Genomic DNA, 16,640 nt, shown 5'->3' with positions numbered 1-16,640 from the left:
CTAGAACCGGGCCAACACCGTGCCGGCGATGTCGCACTGGAAGCTTTCCAGCGCATGCGCCACGGTCTTGATGTCGGCGACCCGGGTCCGGTTGCGCCGCCCGAGCAGAATCGCCGAGCCGACCCGGGACGCGACGACGTAGGCGTCCGCGTTCTCAAGCGCCGCCGGGGTGTCGTAGATCACGACGCCGTAATTGCGCTGCGCATTCTGGGAAAGGTTCAGGAATTCCTTGGAGCTGAGAAGCTCCTGCGGATGCGGCGCGGTGGCGCCGGCCACCAGCAGGGAGAGACCCGGGACGATGTCGACCGCGACTGGAGGCGCGTGCGCGTCGCTGTGGGTCAGCGCCTCGACCAGACCCTCGGTCTTGGCATCGACCCCGAACAGCGACGCGAGTCTCGGCTTGCGCAGGTTCGCGTCGATGAGAAGCGTCGGCACCGCCATCTGGGCGAAGGACAATGCGAGATTGGCGGCGAAATAGGTGGCGCCGACGCCGCTGTGCGCGCCGATGACGGCGAAAGCGTTCTTGCCCTGGGAAAGCGGCCCGGTCGCGAGCCCCGATCGAACCGATCGAAAGGCCTCGGCGCCCGGGCTGAACGGCTGGAAGCCGACCACCAGTTCACGCGAGAACCGCGCTTCGTCGCTGCTGAAACTCAGGACGGGGTAGTTGTAGCGTTTCGAAAGCGCCAGAAACAGGCTGTCGCGCCGGACCAGCCCGAGCGTGATCGCCGCCTCGCCGAAGGTCAGACCCTTGCGCCGCTGGAAGCCCCGTATCGCCTCCACCTGGGCGTCGGTCAGATTGCCGGCGGCGAGGATCTGCTGCTCGATCGGGTCGCTTCCCGCATGGATGGGCGCCGCACCGGATTCCAACGCGCGGTTTGTGTTCAAGGTCATCAACTCACGCTCTCAGTAGGCGGCCGCCATGGCGACGCGCGGACGACAGGATGATGGCTCCGTCCCAATTACCACCGTTCGCTTGCGCAACGCTATCCCGGCCGGCGTCAAGGTCAGAACAGACGCTCGTTGACGATGATGGTGTCGTTCGGCTCCACCTGATCGTCCAGCGAAGCCGGCACCTCCTCGGTCTCCCCGTTCGCCGCCCTACGCTTGATCTTCAGCCGCCAATCCGTGCCGAGTTGGCTCAGTCCGCCGGCGATCGCGATCGCCTGCTGCACGGTGATGGGGCGCGTGAGCTGGAATTCTCCCGTATGCCCAACATACCCGTAAACATAATAAAAAGGCGCGAGCGCGACGAAGATTTCGTCGTTGTCCTGAACAACGATGCGGTCGCCGTTGACCTTGCCCGAGACGATGTCGGCCCCGTTGTAAGTCCGGACGGTCCCGCCCGCCGCTCCTTTCCGCTGAATGGTGACGGTGGCGCCGGTCTCCCTGAGGCCCCCGGCGCGGGCCAGGATCTGGGTCAGGGTGGTCGGCCGGTCGATCGTATACAGGCCCGGGGCGCCGACCTGGCCCTGTACGCTCACTTCGGCGCCGAAGTTGGAAATCTCGATCAGGACATGCGGATCGTTGACGATCTGCCGGGCGGCGAGACGCTTTTCGATCGCGCGCGCAAGCGCGTCTTCGGTCAGACCGGCCGCCTTGATCCGGCCGACGTAGGGAAACTGGATCGTGCCGTCGAGGTCGACGCGCGAGGTGGTGTCCATGTCCGGCTGGCTAACGACCTTGATCGTCACCACGTCGGATCTCGTCAGGGCGCGGCCTCCCTCGGCCCACGCCGAACTGCCGGCGGCAGCCGCGCAAGCTGCTGCGGCGAAGAAGAGCGCCCGGATCTGACCCACTTGCAATATCGTTCGCATGGTTTGCTCCAAATCCGGAGTCTCAATAAGGGTTGAAGTTGAGCGCCATCAAGACCAAACTGTCGTTGGTCGTCAGGCTGGCCTGGACAGTCTTGGTGACTTGGTAGCTGAGGCTGGCGGCGAGGAACGGCGTGATCGCGTAATTCAGGGTCGCAGTCCCGCCGTAAGTCTTCTGATTGCTCGTATAATAGCTGTAGAGTCCCTGGGTCACGATCGGCGTCGCGACGCCGGTCGCGTAACCCGCGGTCAGATTGCCCGACAGGGTGATCTTCGGCGTCCACTGATAGGAAAGGCCGGCGGTTGCGTTTTCCGTGACCTGGAGATTGCTGAGCAGCGAAGTGGGCGGCGACACCAGCCGGGATGCGCTGACAGTCAGGGCGAGCTTTGGCGTGATCGCCCACTGCAGCGAAAGGGAGTACTGAGGCAATATCGATCGCGGCAGGCCGAATTCAAAGTACGAATTCGTCACCCCGACGACGCCAAATTGGGCGTTTAGCGACAGATTTGGACCGAAATTTTTTGTATATGTCGCCATGACCTGATCGGTCGTGATGTTGTTGTTCAGGCCAGCCGTGTTGAGTGCGGTACCCCGGTCTGTATAATCCGTGCCAGTAATCGTCGCAAGGAGCTGTAAACTATTTGTCTCTGACACAGCGTAGCTAATTCCAGCGGCGATGAAGGCAGATTGATAGTTGTTGACCGCGTCAAGGGTGGCTGAGTTCGTCGATTTGGAAAGGCCGCTGTTGAAAATCCCGGAATATTCGCCGTTTATGAGGCATTTCAGATTTTCAGTCGCCGACACCGTCGTCAGCGTATTGATGACATTGTAGCCGATTTGCTGGCCCGGCAACGCCGGAGCGGAGATATCCGAGAACTTCAAACTCCCATTGCACTTAGACCCGTAGGTAAAATTATCCCCGATATCGACCGCCCTGTGAGCGATATTGAAATTGGCGTGATCCAGGTAGCGATACACACCCCAGGAGGCGTCGCCGAAGAATTGATGCGCCCCGATTTCGTTCTTGAACGACACGCCGTAGGTCGAGATCGACTCCATGGCGCCGATGGGACGGCCGTAATTTCCGCTGTTGGCACCAGGCCCGGTCGGTGTATTCGTTATGTTGCTGTTGTAGCCGGCCTGCTCCGAAAGATGAAACTGCAGCGGCAAATCGCCCCAGTTTTCCGGCATCCGCGGAAAGATTTCCGTGACCGCCGGGGCTGCGGGCCACAGCGCCGGCCAGCCGAGCAAAGGCAGTTCGTCCGCCCGCGAGCCCGTCAGGCCGGCAAGCGCCATCGTCGCTGCGAGCGTCAGAACAACGCCCCGACTCATCGATCTCCCTTGCTCCGACGCGCGTGCACCCGTCCATTCTCCTGGCGGCGCATCCCGATGCGCCAAGCGTCTCCGGCGTTCATAGGCCGGTTCGAACGGCCCTCAGTCAAACCCTCCGATTGTTAACATGATTCCGCTTGGCGGCGCGACGTCGGCCGGCAAAGGCCGGCCCCGCCCCAACCCAGCCTTTTTCTTGCGCCGCCCAGCGTCCTTCCGGTTTCCGTAATTCCCGTTCCCGCCTCGCCGGGCCGTCGCCCGGACCGCATGCGGCAAACCCCGGTTGCAACTCGGGGACACCGCTTCCTTACCCACAATCTCCGCAAGGCCACAAGGTGACAAAAGCCACACCGCCCACGAAATCGCGTCGACGGCGGGACTGGACAAGGGTGTCTAGACGGCCTGCCCGGACTTGGCTAGCCTTCGGGAACGGGACGATCATCGGGGGATTCGCATGAAGTCGCACTATCGCGCCGTCGTGATCGGAGGCGGGGTCGTGGGCGCCTCGGTTCTTTACCATCTTACCAAATTGGGCTGGACCGACGTCGCCCTGATCGAGCGCTCCATCCTGACCGCCGGGTCGTCGTGGCACGCGGCGGGCGACTATCATGCGCTCAACGCCAATCCGAACATGGCGATCCTGCAGGCCTACACGATCGATCTTCTCAGGGAGATCGAGGCGGAATCGGGCCAGGCGATCGGCATGCACACGACCGGCGGGATCCATGTCGCCTCCTCGCCGGACCGGTGGGAATGGCTGCAGGCGAACTATCGGCGGTTCCAGGCGATCGGCATCGAGGACGTACGCCTCGTGACGCCGGAGGAGATCAAGGCCGCCTGCCCGATCATCGACCTCGACGGGGTGCGCGGCGGGATGTTCGCCGAGCGCGAGGGCCACGTCGACCCGACCGGCACGGTCTGGGCCTACGCCGGGGCGGCGAGGAGGCGCGGCGCCGAGGTGATCGAGCACAACCGGGTGCTGGAACTCAACCCGCGGCCCGACCGGACCTGGGACGTGGTCACCGACAAGGGGACGATCAACGCCGAGCACGTGGTCAACGCGGCGGGCCTGTGGGCGAAGCGCGTCGGCCGAATGGTCGGACTCGACCTGCCGGTCTCGCCGCTCGAGCACCACTATCTGGTGACCGAGGCGATCCCCGAGGTCGCGGCGCTCGGCAAGGAGATGCCGACGGTCGTCGACCTCGAGGGCTACACCTACATGCGCCAGGAGCAGAAGGGCATGCTGGTCGGCATCTACGAGACGAAGCCGCAGCACTGGTCGATGGACGGCGCGCCGTGGGACTACGGGATCGAGCTTCTGCAGGAGAACATCGAGCGCATCTCGGACGAGCTCGAGCTGGTCTATCGCCGCTATCCCGTCCTCCAGACCGCCGGGATTCGCAAGTGGGTGAACGGCGCCTTCACCTTCTCCCCCGACGGCAATCCACTCGTCGGGCCGGTCGCCGGCAAGCCCGGCTACTGGCTCGCCTGCGGGGTGATGGCCGGCTTCCTGCAAGGCGGCGGCGTCGGCAAGACGCTGGCGGAATGGATGATCCACGGCGAGCCGGCCGAGGACTCGTTCGCGCTCGACATCGCCCGCTACGGGCCTCACGCATCCAACCGCGAATACATCCGGCAGACGACCGGCGAGTTCTACGCCCGCCGGTTCGTCATGACCTATCCCAATGAGCAGCTCCCCGCCGGCCGGCCGCTGAAGACGACGCCCGCCTACGACGCCATGACGGAGGCCGGCTGCCGGTGGGGCAATTCCTGGGGCCTCGAGACGCCGCTCTACTTCGCGCCCGCCGGCTTTTCGGAAAAACCGACGCTCCGGCGCTCGAACGCCTTCGACCTCGTCGGCGCGGAGTGCCGCGCCGTGCGCGAGGGCGTCGGCCTGCTCGATATCGCGCCGTTCTCGCGCTACGAGGTGACCGGCCCCGAGGCCGAGCGCTGGCTCGATTCGATGACCGCGGCGCGCCTGCCGAAGGCCGGGCGGGCGAAGCTCGCGCCGATGCTGTCGGAGACCGGCCGGCTGAAGGGCGACCTCACGATCATCGACTGGGGCGACGGAACCTTCTGGATCGAAGGCTCCTACTATCTGCGCGCCTGGCACATGCGCTGGTTCTCCGACCACGGGCGCGAGGGCGTGACGGTCAGAGACATTTCCGACGACGTGATCGGCTTCTCGATCTCCGGGCCGCGCGCGCGGGCGCTGCTCGAGCGCGTCACCCACCAGGACGTCTCCAACGCCGCCATGCCGTTCCTGGCGGCGGGCGTATTGGACGTCGGGCTCGTCAGGGCGCGTGCGGCGCGCATCTCGGTCGTGGGCGAACTCGGCTACGAGATCAATTGCCGCGCGCTGGACCACGGGACGCTGCGCAAGACCCTGCTCGCCGCCGGTCGCGACCTCGGCGTCCGGGAATACGGCTACAACGCCCTGCTGTCGCTGCGGCTCGAAAAGAGCTTCGGGATCTGGTCCGCGGAGTTCACCCAAGCCTACACGCCGCGCATGACCGGAATGGACCGCTGGATCGCCTGGGACAAGGGCGACTTCGTCGGCCGGGCGGCGGCGCTCGCCGAGCGCGACGGCCCGCCCCCCGCCCACCAGCTCGTCACCCTGGAGATCGACGCGCTCGACGCCGACGCCTCCGGCTACGAGCCGGTCTGGCGCGACGGGCGGAGGGTCGGCTTCGTCACCTCGGGCGGCTACGGCCACACGGTCCGCAAGAGCCTCGCCATGGCCCTCGTCCCGCCCGACTGCGCCGCGGTCGGGACCGGCCTCTCGGTCCACATCGTCGGCGCGGAACGAGGGGCGCGGGTGATCGCCCCCTCTCCCTACGATCCCGAGGGCCGGGCGATGCGCGCATGACGGCGCTCGCGGCGGCGCCCGGCGGCGGCGCGCGGGCGACGACCCGGGAAGACTGGCTCGACGTCGCGCTGGCGCTGCTCGCGCGGCGCGGCGCCGGCGCCGTCAGCGTGCTCACCCTGAGCGAACGGCTCGGCGTGTCGCGGTCGAGCTTCTACTGGCATTTCCGCAGTCGCGAGGGTCTGTTCGACGCGCTGCTCGAGCGCTGGGACGCCCGCAACACCCGGTCGATCGTCCGCCAGGCGGAAGCGGAGGCGGCGACCATCACCGAGTCCGTGTGCAACGTGTTCCGCTGTTGGGTAAACCCCGCCCTGTTCAGCCCGCGGCTCGACGTCGCGGTGCGCGCGTGGGCGCGCGCTTCGGACACCGCCCGCGCCCGGCTCGACGCCGCCGATCGCGAGCGCACGGCGGCGATCGAGGCCATGTTCGCGCGTCACGGCTTCGCGCCCGACGACGCCATGGTCCGGGCGCGGGTGCTCTACACGATGCAGATCGGCTATTACGCCCTCGACATGCGGGAGCCGATCGCGGCGCGCCTCGCGCTCGCGCCGCGCTATCTCGAAACCTTCACCGGCGTGAAGCCGCGGGACCAGGAAGTCGCCGCCCTGCGCGCCTACGCCCTCGCCCACGCCGCCGTCCAGGACTTCGAAGACCCGTCATGACCGTCCGCTATTCCGCAGCCAGGATCGTTCGCGAGGCGTTGCGCGGGCACGAGGGGTGGCCGCAGGCGTGGCGCAAGGCGAGCCCCAGGCCAGCCTACGACTTCGTCGTCGTCGGCGGCGGCGGCCACGGCCTCGCGACCGCCTACTACCTCGCCAAGACCCACGGCCGCCGCCGCGTCGCGGTGATCGAGAAGGCGCACATCGGCGGCGGCAACACCGGCCGAAACACGACCGCCGTCCGCTCGAACTACTTCTACCCCGAATCGGTGGCCCTCTACGATCTCGCCCTCAGACTCTACGAGGGGCTGTCGCGCGAGCTGAACTTCAACGTCATGCTGAGCCAGCGCGGCATCCTCAACGTCGCGCACACGCCGGCGCAGATGGAGATCGCCGCGCGCCTCGTCAACGCGATGCAGATCAACGGCGTCGACGCCGAGCTCTGGGGTCCCGACCAGATCCGCGCCCGCGCCCCCCTCCTCGCCCAGTCGCTCGACGCCCGCTACCTGCCCAACGGCGGCGTCTGGCACGGGCGCGGCGGGACGGCGCGCCACGACGCGGTCGCCTGGGGCTACGCCCGCGCCGCGGACGGCCTCGGCGTCGACATCGTCGAAAACTGCGAAGTGTTGGGCTTCCTCATGAAGAACGGCGCCTGCGTCGGCGTCGAGACGACTCTCGGAGAGATCCGCGCCGAAGCGGTCGGCGTGGCGGTGGCCGGAAACTCCTCGCTCTTGATGGCGAAGGCCGGAGTGAAACTGCCGATCCATTCCTACACCCTTCAGGCGATGGTCAGCGAGCCGACCAAACCCTGCCTCGAGATCGTGCTTTTGCACCTCGGCACGGGAACCTACGTCAGCCAGTCGGACAAGGGCGAACTCGTGATCGGCGGCGGCCTCGACCGCGTCCCCTCCTACGGGCAACGCGGCAATCCGCCGATGCAGGAGATCGTGATCTCGGGCCTGACGGAGATGATCCCGGCCTTCGGCCAGCTGAAGCTGATGCGGCAATGGGGCGGAACCGTCGACGTCGTCCCCGACTCCTCGCCGATCATCGGGCCGGCGCCGGTCGCCGGCGTCTTCCTCAACTGCGGCTGGGGCACCGGCGGCTTCAAGGCGATCCCGGCCGGGGGGACGCTGCTCGCGCACCTGATGGCGACCGGCGCCCATCATCCGATCAGCCGCCCGTTCGACCTCGACCGCTTTCGCACCGGCCGCCTGATCGACGAGGCCGCGGGCTCCGGCATCGCGCATTGAGGGGAGCCGCCCCTCAAAAATCCAGGTTGGCGTAGGTCGCGCTCGGGGCCATGCCGGGCAGGCGGTCGGCAAGCAGCGGGCGGAACGAGGGGCGCGACTTCACCCGCGCGTACCAGATCCGCGCCGTCTCGTCCTCGTCCCATTGCACGTCGCCGAGGTAGTCGAGCGAGGACAGGTGGGCGGCGGCGGCGAGGTCGGCGTAGGTCAGCCGGTCGCCGGCGAGCCAGTTGCGGCCGCGGATCAGGTGGCCGATGTAGCGCAGGTGGTAGCGGACGTTGGAGCGCGCCGCGCGCACCGCCTGCATGTCCGGCCCGCCGCCGCCCTGCTCCGGGCTCATGAAGCGCTTGTACACTTTTTCGCGGACGATCCAGCAACTCGCCTCGTTGAAGAACTTGACGTTGAACCACGCCATCAGCCGGCGCGCTTCCGCCCGGCCGGCCGGATCGTCCGGCAGCAGGCGCCGGTCGCCCAATCCCAGGCCGCGCGTCTCGTCGAGATATTCCGCGATCACCTCGGCGCCCGGCAGGGCGGGCGGATGGTCCTCGACCAGCACCGGGGTCGCGCCTTCCGCGGCCATCATCAGGAACTCGCGCCGCCGCTCCCAGGGACGCTCCTCGGCGAGCTTCGGCTCGATCCCCATCTCGCCGAGCGACAGACGGACGAAGCGGGAATGCGGGCAGAAGGGGTGATGATAGAGCGTGACCATGGCGCCGCCGCTGCAAGAATGGGAATTTTTGGGCGCGCGTCGCGGCCGCCCGTCGCCTTTCCAATGCGACGCGCGGGGTTAAGCGCAGGTTAACCGCGGGCGGGGCGCGCGAGCAGGGTTAACGTCGAGGTCGCCGGGCGCAGCCGACAGAAGTCGGGGCGCGCTTCCCTTCGGCCGCCGCCCCCTCCCCGAGGGAGAGGGGCGCCCCCTACCCCAGAATCTCCCGCGACTGGATGCGCCAGACCTCCGCCGCGTTCATCCGCGCCCAGGCGGCGTCGAGCGAGCCGTCGGCGTCGATCGCGCGGCAGGCGTCCTCGACGACATAGGTCGCAAAGCCCGCCGCGCGCGCGTCGAGCGCGGAAAAGGCGACGCAGAAGTCGGTCGCGAGCCCGCAGCAGAACACCCGTTCGACGCCGCGGGCGCGCAGCAGCGCCGCGAGGCCGGTCGTCGTCTTCCCGTCGGCCTCGACGAAGGCCGAATAGGAATCGACGTGCCCTCGCATGCCCTTGCGCAGGATCAGGAACGGCGTGTCGGTGTCGAGCTCCGGATGCAGCGCCGCGCCGGCGCTTCCCTGCACGCAATGGTCGGGCCACAGGGTCTGGTCGCCATAGGGAAGGGACTTGGTCGCGAACGGCGCCGCGCCGTGGGTCGAGGCGAACGAGGCGTGGCCAGGCGGATGCCAGTCCTGGGTGAGGACGACATGGGCGAATTTCTGCATGAGCGCGTTGGCGAGCGGCACCACCGTGTCGCCCTCGGCCACCGCGAGCGCGCCGCCGGGCATGAAGTCGGGCTGCAGGTCGACGACCAGCAGGACGTCGCTATCGTCGGGTTCGATCGTCGCCGGCATGGACGGTCTTGGCTCCGAGAGGAACGAGGGCGCGCCAACGGCGCCGCTCGAAGACGAGCACGACCACCAGCGAGAAGGCAAGCGGGATGATCAGGTAGAGCAGGCGGAACACCAGCAGCGCCGCGACCACGTTGGCCTGCGGCGCGTCGGGCATGCCGCTCAGGAAAGCGATCTCCAGCACGCCGAGCCCCCCCGGCGCGTGGCTGACCAGCGCCAGGCAGAAGGACGCGAGGAACACCGCGAGCACCACGACGAAGCCGGGATTGCCGGCCGGCAGGGCGAAGAAGATGATCCCGGCCGCGCCGATCAGCTCGAGCGGCCCGGCGAGCAGTTGCCGCACGGCGATCGGCGGCCGCGGATAGGTCAGCTCGTAGCCGGCGATCCGCACCGCCGGGAAATGCAGCAGCGAACCGAGGAGGTACAGCGTCGGCGCCGCGATCAGGACCGCGCCGGCCGCCTGCCCGACCCAGTCCGGCGCGCCGTCGAACCGCTCGATCACGTCGGGGCGGATGAGCAGCAGCAGGCCGCCCAGCGTCACCGCGCCGAGGCCGAAGGTGAACGAGCAGAACGCGACGAGCAGCCCGACCTCGCCCATGGCGAGACCCTTGGTCGAATAGGCCCGGTAGCGGATCACCGCGCCCGACAGCACGGAAGCCCCGACGTTGTGGGCGATCGCATAGGTGACGAACGAGGTCAGCGCCACGAACGGCCAGCCGATCCTGCGGCCGAGGTGCAGGAGGGCGATCCGGTCGTACCAGGCGAGCGCGGCGTAGGCGAGGGCGGTCGACGCCCAGGCCAGCGCCCAGCGCAGGGGCGAGATCGACCCGAACGCGGCCGCGAGGCTCGCCATCGACAGCCCGCGCAATTCCCGGAACAGAAGCCACGCCGACACGGCCACCGCGCCGAGGCCGATGACCGGCCATGCGATGTCCTGAACCCGCTTCATGCTCGGCTCGTCCGTGCGTTTGGGAAAATCGCCCCGCTGCGCCTCCCTGCCCGACCACGGCGGCGAAGGCAAGGCCGCGGAGGGCGGCTGCGTCATCGCGTTCCAGAAGCCTCGCGATTGACGGAAAGCGAAAGAGAGCGCACGTTGACAACAACGGCGTCGAACGCCGGTGAGAGAAAACTCGATGTCGCATGCGCCGTCTTTTCGACTGATCGGCGCAAGCGCCTCGATGATCGTTTTCGCCGGAACGGCCCTGGCCGACCCCGCTCCGGTCTACGGCGACCAGACGGTGACGATTCCGGTCGCCAACGTCAGCAACGGGCAGTTCACCGGCTCGCCCCAGATCAGCGTGGCGTTCGGGTCCGGCAGCGCGTCCGACATGGTGTTCGGCCCCTCGCAGCTCTACACCATGGACACCGGGTCGACGGGCGTGGCCGTCGACACCTCCGTCTGGACCCCCGAGGGCACGAACCTCGGATCGGGCAGCGTCTACTACTCGAGCAGCAAGCTCGAGTATACCGGGACCTGGTACGCCGCCACGCTCCAGGTGGGCGACGCGCAGAACAATGCGACCGTATCCGTTCCGGTGCTATCGGTGAGCGGATGGTCTACATGCACGCAGTACCCGCAATGCACTGCGAACGCGGCCCCCCCGCACATCGCCTATTTCGGCGTCGGCTTCGCGCGCGAGGCCAATTCCGAGGCGCAAATCAACGGGAAGATCGCATCAATTCCGGCCGACAATCCGTTGCTGAACATCACCCAGGTCAACGGCGTGACGGTGACCGCCTCGACCCCCGCCGGCGCGGGCGGGGCGACGGGCGACTACACCAGCGGCTACATCCTGACGCCGCAGGGGGTGACGCTCGGGCTCACGGCGGCCAACACCGCAAACTTCGCCCTCACCTCAGTCGCCCCCTGGCTCGACGTTCCCCAGGACGACTACGCCGACTGGAGTCCGATCTCGGGCACGCTCACCTACAACGGCGTGTCCATTCCGAACACCAAGATCCTCCCCGACACCGGCATCGAATACATGTTTGCGACGCCCGGAACGGGGGCGCCCGTGCACCCGCTCACCAGCATCCAGGTGCAAATCGGCTCCGGGGTTACGTACGCGTTCGATGTCGGGAGCGGCGGCGTGCCGGCGCCCGGCTCGCCGCCGGCCGCGCCGCCCTGGGTGGACGCCTACGGCGGCTCCGCCCCGTTCGTCAACACCGGCTACCACTTCTTCAACCAGTATAAATACATGTACGATTACGTCAACGGCAATGTCGGCTTCGCAGAGATGACGGCGCCGGCGCCGGAGGCGTCGACCTGGCTGATGATTCTGATCGGCTTCGGCGGCGCCGGCGTCGCCGGCCGCGCCGCGCGGAGGGCGCCCGCCGCGGCGTGAGCCCGCGCGCGCCGTCGCAAGCGGCCCAGCCTCTTGTCGGCCGATCGGCCGACCCGCGCTCCCCCGCCACCTGACGCCCACCAGCAATCGGCGCCAGCCTCCTGACCGGCCGCGCCGGCAAGACGACGCGTCTCGTCCGCAACGGCGCGAAACGCGGCGGCGAACGTCCGGTCATCGCGCCCGGCCCTTGCGGCGGAGGCGCGCCCCCGGCATGCTGGTCTCCCATGCCCGTGACGACCGCCCCGCCCGACCCCGCCCCCTCCGCCGGAACCCAGGACTATGTCGGCGACCCGCGCAACGACTCGGTCCTGATCAGCGTCAACGGCGCGCTCGTGCCGCGCGCCCAGGCGACGGTGTCGGTGTTCGATTCCGGCTTCGTGCTCGGCGACGGCGTGTGGGAGGGGCTGAGGCTCGCCGACGGGCGCCTCGTCTTCCTCGACCGCCACCTCGACCGGCTGTGGGACGGGGCGAAGATGCTGCGCATCGACATCGGCCTCGACCGCGACGCCCTCAAAGGCCGGCTGTTCGACGTGGTCGACGCGAATCGGATGACCGACGGCGTCCACATCCGGCTGATGGTCACCCGCGGCGTCAAGCGATCGCCCTATCAGGACCCGCGGCTCACGGTCGGGGCTGCGACGATCGTGATCATCCCGGAATGGAAGCGGCCGCGGCCGGAGATCTTTTCCCGCGGCGTGCGGCTGTTCACGGTGCACATCCGCCGCACGGGGCCGGCCGAGCAGGACCAGAAGCTCAACTCGCATTCCAAGCTCAACTGCGTCCTCGCCTGCATCCAGGCGATGGAGGCGGGCGCGGACGAGGCGCTGATGCTCGACGACCGCGGCTTCGTCGCGACCTGCAACTCCACCCATTTCTTCATCGTGCGCAAGGGCGAGGTGTGGACGTCGGCCGGCGGCTATTGCCTCGGCGGCATCACCCGCGGCGCCGTGCTCGAGGCGGCGCGGCGCGAGGGAATTCCGGCGTTTGAGAAGGATTTTTCGTTGTTCGACGTCTACGGCGCGGACGAAGCGTTCACCACCGGCACCTTCGCCGGCCTCGTTCCGGTTGCGTCCGTCGACGGCCGGACGATCGGCGAGCCGGGCGCCGCGGCGGACGACCGCTCCGGGCCGCTCACCCGCAGGCTGAGGGCCGCGGTCAAGGCGCTCGAAGCGGAAAACGGCGGAGGACGCGGTTCGTGAGCGCGGAACGCCCCGTGCGGATCGCGATGTGGTCCGGCCCGCGCAACATCTCGACCGCGATGATGCGCGCGTTCGGCCAGCGCGCGGATTGCGCGGTGACCGACGAGCCGTTCTACGCCGCCTATCTCGCCGCGACCGGCCTCGATCACCCGATGCGCGACGCGGTGATCGCCTCCCAGCCGACCGACTGGCGCGTCGTCGCCGCGGCGCTCGTCGGCCCCAGTCCCGGCGGCAGGCCGGTCTGGTACCAGAAGCACATGACCCACCACATGCTGCCCGGCTTCGGGCGCGACTGGACGGACGGCCTCGTCAACGCGTTCCTGATCCGCGCGCCCGAGGCGGCGCTGGCCTCCTATGCGCTCAAGCGCGACGATTTCTCCCTCGACGAGATCGGCTTGCCGGCCCAGGCCGACCTGTTCGACCGAGCCGCCGACCGGCTCGGGGCGCCGCCGCCGGTGATCGAGGCCGAGGACGTGCTGGCTGCTCCGGCGGCGACGCTGTCGGCGCTGTGCCGGGCGATCGGCGTCCCGTTCGATCCGGCGATGCTGGCGTGGCCGCCCGGGCGGCGGGCGACCGACGGCGTCTGGGCGCCCGCCTGGTATCACGCGGTCGAGCTTTCCACCGGCTTCGCCCCGCCGCGCCCCGCGGTCGGCCTCGATGACCTGCCCGACGCCCTCAAGCCGATCGCGACCGCGGCGCGCCCGATCTACGACCGGCTCGCGGCGTATCGGCTGCGCGCGGACTCCTTTCGACAATAAAACGGCAGGACCAACCGGCAAAACCGCCGCCCGACCTTGACGGGATGCGTGGCCCGAAGCATCACCTTCGCCCGGATGCCGACGCTCGTTCTGCCTTTTCCGGTGATTAATCCCGTTCTCATGCAGTGGGGCCCCCTGGCCATCCGCTGGTATGCGCTCGCCTATATCGCGGGGCTGATTCTCGGCTGGTGGCTCATCCGCCGCATCGTCGCCGACGACCGCTTCTGGGGCGCCCTGAAGCGGCCCGCTCCCGACAGCATCGACGACCTGCTGGTCTATTGCGCCTTCGGCGTCATCGTCGGCGGGCGGCTCGGCAACGTGCTGTTCTACGACCCGCGCTATTACTGGGCGCACCCGCTCGACGTGTTCAAGGTCTGGGAAGGCGGCATGGCCTTTCACGGCGGGATGATCGGCTGTTTCGTCGGCATGGCGCTGTTCGCGCGGCGCTATCGCACGCCGCTCCTGACCGTCATGGACCTCTGCTCGCTGGTCGCTCCGATCGGCCTGTTCTTCGGCCGGATCGCCAATTTCATCCGGCCCGAGCTGTGGGGCCGCCCCACCGACGTTCCCTGGGCGGTCGTCTTTCCCGGAACGGACGGTCTGCCGCGCCACCCGAGCCAGATCTACGAGGCGCTGCTCGAGGGCGCCCTCGCCTTCGTGATCCTCTATGTCTCCGCCCGTTGGGGCGCATTGCGGCGGCCGGGCCTGATCGCCGGCCTGTTCGGCGTCCTCTACGGCGCGGCGCGAACGTTCAGCGAATTCTTTCGCGAGCCCGATCCAGGCCTCGAGGATCTCGGGCGAGGGCTGACGATGGGTATGGTCCTTTCCGCGCCGATGATCGTCATCGGCCTGGGGCTGATCGCCGTGAGCCTCGGCCGCAAATGGAGCGCCAGATGACGACCCTTCTCGAAGAGATGAAGGCGCTGATCGCCCTCAAGGGGCCGATCACGGTCGAACGTTACATGGAGCTGGCGCTCGCCCATCCCGAACTCGGCTATTACATGAGCCGCGATCCGTTCGGCGCGGCGGGCGACTTCACCACCTCGCCGGAGATCTCGCAGATGTTCGGCGAGCTGATCGGCCTCTGGGCGGCCGAGGTCTGGTCGACCATGGGAGGGCCGAACCCCGTCCGCCTGGTCGAACTCGGCCCAGGGCGCGGCACGCTGATGAGCGACGCCCTGCGCGCCGCCCGGATCGTGCCCGAGTTTCGCGCCGCCCTCGACGTCTGGCTGGTGGAGACGAGCCCGACCCTGGCGGCGATGCAGCACGATCTCCTGCTCGACGCCGGCGTGCCGATCGCCTGGGCGCAAAATCTGCAGGAGGTTCCCGCCGGACCCGCGATCGTGATCGGCAACGAGTTCCTCGACGCCCTGCCGGTCCGCCAGTTCGTGCGGGTCGGCGGGCAATGGCGCGAACGCACGGTGCGCATCGGCGACCAGGGCGCGCTCGCTTTCGACGTCGCCGCCGAGCCCGAGCCCTATATTCGCGGCAACGCGCGCGACGGCGAGGTGCTCGAGGTCAATCCGGCCGGCCACCGGTTCATGTTCGAGCTCGGCGCGCGGCTGGTGAAGCAGGGCGGCGCGGCGCTGTTGATCGACTACGGCCATTCCGTCACCGGGCTCGGCGACACGCTGCAGGCGCTGCGCGCGCATCGCTACGTCGATCCGCTGGCCCAGCCCGGCGAATGCGACCTCACCGCCCACGTCGACTTCGCCGCCATGGCCCGCAGCGCCGCCGCGACGGGCGCTGCGGTGTACGGCCCGATCGACCAGGGCGACTTTCTCCGCGCGATTGGCGTCGACCTCAGGACGAAGGCGCTCGCCGAACGCGCCGGGGCGGACCGGGCCGAGGAATTGCACCAGGCGCGCAACCGCCTGGTCGGCAAGGGCAAGGGCGAGATGGGGGCGCTGTTCAAGGCGCTGGCGGTGGCGAACCGCAATCTGCCCGCGCCGCCCGGCTTCCTGCCCTCCGCGGCCAAGCCCGCGTGAGCGCGGCGCCGTTCCTCAGCGCCCGCAGCCTCGACCTCCCCGGCGTCGCGCACGCCTTCTTCACCCGCCGGGGCGGCGTCTCGGCGGCCGTCTACGCCTCGCTGAACGGCGGGGTCGGCTCGCGTGACGCGCCCGAAGCGGTCGCCGAGAATCGCAAGCGGATGGCGGCGGCGCTCGGCCTTCCGGCCGACCGGCTTGCCGTGCCCTATCAGGTCCATTCCGCCGACGCGATCGCGATCTCCGGACCCTGGGCGCCCGACGCGCGGCCGCGCTGCGACGGCCTCGTGACCGCGACGCCGGGGCTGGCGCTCGGCGTGACCGGCGCGGATTGCGGCATGATCCTGTTCGCCGACCCCGCGGCCCGCGTCGTCGGCGCGGCGCACGCCGGCTGGAAAGGCGCGCTGACCGGCGTGGTCGAGGCGACGGTCGCCGCGATGACGCGGCTCGGCGCCCGGCCCGAGGCGATCGTCGCCGCGCTCGGCCCCTGCATCGCTCAGGAATCCTACGAGGTCGGCCCCGAGTTCGTCGCCGCCTTCGCGGACGCCGGCGAAGCGCCGGAGCGATTCTTCGTCGCCAGCCGGCGGCCGGGCCATTCGATGTTCGATCTCAAGGCCTATATCGCCGAACGCGCCGCCCGCGCCGGCGTCGGACGGTTCGAGGACATGGGCCTCGACACCTACGCTGACGACGCGCGTTTCTTCAGCTATCGCCGCACGACCCATCGGCGCGAGCCCGATTACGGGCGGCTCGTGTCGGCGATCGCGCTGGCGTGAGATCGGGCGCGCGCCTTGACGCCGGCGCTTCCGGCGCCGCAAGTGAGCCCAGGGGCCGCCCCATGATCGACGCGCTGGCGCTTCGTGGGCAACGACGTCGGGAAGAAT

At 68.8% G+C, this 16,640-nt stretch carries 15 protein-coding genes; 9 read left to right on the top strand and 6 right to left on the bottom strand.

Features of this window, described 5'->3' with window-relative positions; all coding sequences use genetic code 11:
- The 3 genes from DFR50_RS18945 to DFR50_RS18935 form a co-directional block, all read right to left on the bottom strand.
- Window positions 1-891, bottom strand: coding sequence for a cellulose synthase operon protein YhjQ/BcsQ (locus DFR50_RS18945; RefSeq protein ID WP_147262813.1), 891 nt, complete (start codon window positions 889-891; stop codon window positions 1-3).
- 113 nt (window positions 892-1,004) lie between these two features.
- A complete protein-coding gene (locus DFR50_RS18940; protein WP_113890835.1) occupies window positions 1,005-1,814 on the bottom strand; it encodes a polysaccharide biosynthesis/export family protein in 810 nt (269 codons plus the stop codon).
- 22 nt (window positions 1,815-1,836) lie between these two features.
- Window positions 1,837-3,144 (bottom strand): porin family protein, encoded by a 1,308-nt coding sequence (locus tag DFR50_RS18935; RefSeq protein ID WP_113890834.1) that lies wholly within the window; start codon window positions 3,142-3,144, stop codon window positions 1,837-1,839.
- Between the two features lie 451 nt (window positions 3,145-3,595).
- On the opposite strand from DFR50_RS18935, the gene DFR50_RS18930 reads away from it, so the two are divergent.
- The 3 genes from DFR50_RS18930 to DFR50_RS18920 are packed head-to-tail and all read left to right on the top strand — an operon-like array spanning window position 3,596 to window position 7,919.
- Window positions 3,596-6,010, top strand: a complete 2,415-nt coding sequence (locus tag DFR50_RS18930; RefSeq protein ID WP_113890833.1) for a GcvT family protein — start codon at window positions 3,596-3,598, stop codon at window positions 6,008-6,010.
- Complete coding sequence (locus tag DFR50_RS18925) at window positions 6,007-6,669, top strand: TetR/AcrR family transcriptional regulator (RefSeq protein ID WP_113890832.1); 663 nt, start codon at window positions 6,007-6,009, stop codon at window positions 6,667-6,669. Before DFR50_RS18930 ends, DFR50_RS18925 begins: the two co-directional genes overlap by 4 nt.
- A complete protein-coding gene (locus DFR50_RS18920; protein WP_113890831.1) occupies window positions 6,666-7,919 on the top strand; it encodes a sarcosine oxidase subunit beta family protein in 1,254 nt (417 codons plus the stop codon). Before DFR50_RS18925 ends, DFR50_RS18920 begins: the two co-directional genes overlap by 4 nt.
- A gap of 13 nt (window positions 7,920-7,932) precedes the next feature.
- On the opposite strand, the gene DFR50_RS18915 is transcribed toward DFR50_RS18920, so the two are convergent.
- The 3 genes from DFR50_RS18915 to DFR50_RS18905 all read right to left on the bottom strand — a co-directional run bounded on the left by DFR50_RS18915 (window position 7,933) and on the right by DFR50_RS18905 (window position 10,418).
- On the bottom strand, window positions 7,933-8,625 hold the full coding sequence (locus tag DFR50_RS18915; protein ID WP_113890830.1) for a glutathione S-transferase family protein: 693 nt from the start codon (window positions 8,623-8,625) through the stop codon (window positions 7,933-7,935).
- Between the two features lie 208 nt (window positions 8,626-8,833).
- Complete coding sequence (pncA, locus tag DFR50_RS18910; RefSeq protein ID WP_210208967.1) at window positions 8,834-9,472, bottom strand: bifunctional nicotinamidase/pyrazinamidase; 639 nt, start codon at window positions 9,470-9,472, stop codon at window positions 8,834-8,836.
- Window positions 9,444-10,418, bottom strand: a complete 975-nt coding sequence (locus tag DFR50_RS18905) for a lysylphosphatidylglycerol synthase transmembrane domain-containing protein (RefSeq protein ID WP_113890829.1) — start codon at window positions 10,416-10,418, stop codon at window positions 9,444-9,446. The genes pncA and DFR50_RS18905 overlap by 29 nt, the downstream gene beginning before the upstream one ends.
- 229 nt (window positions 10,419-10,647) lie before the next feature.
- Between DFR50_RS18905 and DFR50_RS18900 the strand changes: the two genes are divergently transcribed.
- From DFR50_RS18900 to pgeF, 6 genes are all read left to right on the top strand, one after another.
- A complete protein-coding gene (locus DFR50_RS18900) occupies window positions 10,648-11,814 on the top strand; it encodes a PEP-CTERM sorting domain-containing protein (RefSeq protein ID WP_147262812.1) in 1,167 nt (388 codons plus the stop codon).
- Window positions 11,815-12,038: 224 nt separating this feature from the next.
- On the top strand, window positions 12,039-13,013 hold the full coding sequence (locus tag DFR50_RS18895) for an aminotransferase class IV (RefSeq protein ID WP_113890827.1): 975 nt from the start codon (window positions 12,039-12,041) through the stop codon (window positions 13,011-13,013).
- Window positions 13,010-13,771 (top strand): sulfotransferase-like domain-containing protein, encoded by a 762-nt coding sequence (locus tag DFR50_RS18890; RefSeq protein ID WP_210208966.1) that lies wholly within the window; start codon window positions 13,010-13,012, stop codon window positions 13,769-13,771. Before DFR50_RS18895 ends, DFR50_RS18890 begins: the two co-directional genes overlap by 4 nt.
- Before the next feature lie 75 nt (window positions 13,772-13,846).
- Complete coding sequence (lgt, locus tag DFR50_RS18885) at window positions 13,847-14,668, top strand: prolipoprotein diacylglyceryl transferase (protein WP_113890826.1); 822 nt, start codon at window positions 13,847-13,849, stop codon at window positions 14,666-14,668.
- Window positions 14,665-15,759 carry a class I SAM-dependent methyltransferase gene (locus DFR50_RS33080; protein WP_245427954.1) on the top strand — a complete coding sequence of 365 codons (1,095 nt, stop codon included), beginning with the start codon at window positions 14,665-14,667 and terminating at the stop codon, window positions 15,757-15,759. The genes lgt and DFR50_RS33080 overlap by 4 nt, the downstream gene beginning before the upstream one ends.
- The gene (pgeF, locus tag DFR50_RS18875) at window positions 15,756-16,532 is read left to right on the top strand and encodes a peptidoglycan editing factor PgeF (protein WP_245427952.1); all 777 of its coding nucleotides are present in this window, start codon (window positions 15,756-15,758) and stop codon (window positions 16,530-16,532) included. Before DFR50_RS33080 ends, pgeF begins: the two co-directional genes overlap by 4 nt.
- Window positions 16,533-16,640: the final 108 nt, after the last annotated feature.

It is taken from the genome of Roseiarcus fermentans, from assembly GCF_003315135.1.
Taxonomy (GTDB): domain Bacteria; phylum Pseudomonadota; class Alphaproteobacteria; order Rhizobiales; family Beijerinckiaceae; genus Roseiarcus; species Roseiarcus fermentans.
Note: the sequence above shows the minus strand (reverse complement) of the source record. Positions and strands in the feature narration are given on the sequence as shown.

Bases quoted from the DNA above. Each gene is read 5' to 3' on its own strand.
- DFR50_RS18930 (WP_113890833.1), top strand. From the start codon at position 3,596: ATGAAGTCGCACTATCGCGCCGTCGTGATCGGAGGCGGGGTCGTGGGC.
- DFR50_RS18940 (WP_113890835.1), bottom strand. From the start codon at position 1,814: ATGCGAACGATATTGCAAGTGGGTCAGATCCGGGCGCTCTTCTTCGCC.
- DFR50_RS18900 (WP_147262812.1), top strand. From the start codon at position 10,648: ATGATCGTTTTCGCCGGAACGGCCCTGGCCGACCCCGCTCCGGTCTAC.
- DFR50_RS18915 (WP_113890830.1), bottom strand. From the start codon at position 8,625: ATGGTCACGCTCTATCATCACCCCTTCTGCCCGCATTCCCGCTTCGTC.
- DFR50_RS18905 (WP_113890829.1), bottom strand. From the start codon at position 10,418: ATGAAGCGGGTTCAGGACATCGCATGGCCGGTCATCGGCCTCGGCGCG.
- DFR50_RS18920 (WP_113890831.1), top strand. From the start codon at position 6,666: ATGACCGTCCGCTATTCCGCAGCCAGGATCGTTCGCGAGGCGTTGCGC.
- lgt (WP_113890826.1), top strand. From the start codon at position 13,847: ATGCCGACGCTCGTTCTGCCTTTTCCGGTGATTAATCCCGTTCTCATG.
- pncA (WP_210208967.1), bottom strand. From the start codon at position 9,472: ATGCCGGCGACGATCGAACCCGACGATAGCGACGTCCTGCTGGTCGTC.
- DFR50_RS18925 (WP_113890832.1), top strand. From the start codon at position 6,007: ATGACGGCGCTCGCGGCGGCGCCCGGCGGCGGCGCGCGGGCGACGACC.
- DFR50_RS18945 (WP_147262813.1), bottom strand. From the start codon at position 891: ATGACCTTGAACACAAACCGCGCGTTGGAATCCGGTGCGGCGCCCATC.
- DFR50_RS33080 (WP_245427954.1), top strand. From the start codon at position 14,665: ATGACGACCCTTCTCGAAGAGATGAAGGCGCTGATCGCCCTCAAGGGG.
- DFR50_RS18895 (WP_113890827.1), top strand. From the start codon at position 12,039: ATGCCCGTGACGACCGCCCCGCCCGACCCCGCCCCCTCCGCCGGAACC.
- DFR50_RS18935 (WP_113890834.1), bottom strand. From the start codon at position 3,144: ATGAGTCGGGGCGTTGTTCTGACGCTCGCAGCGACGATGGCGCTTGCC.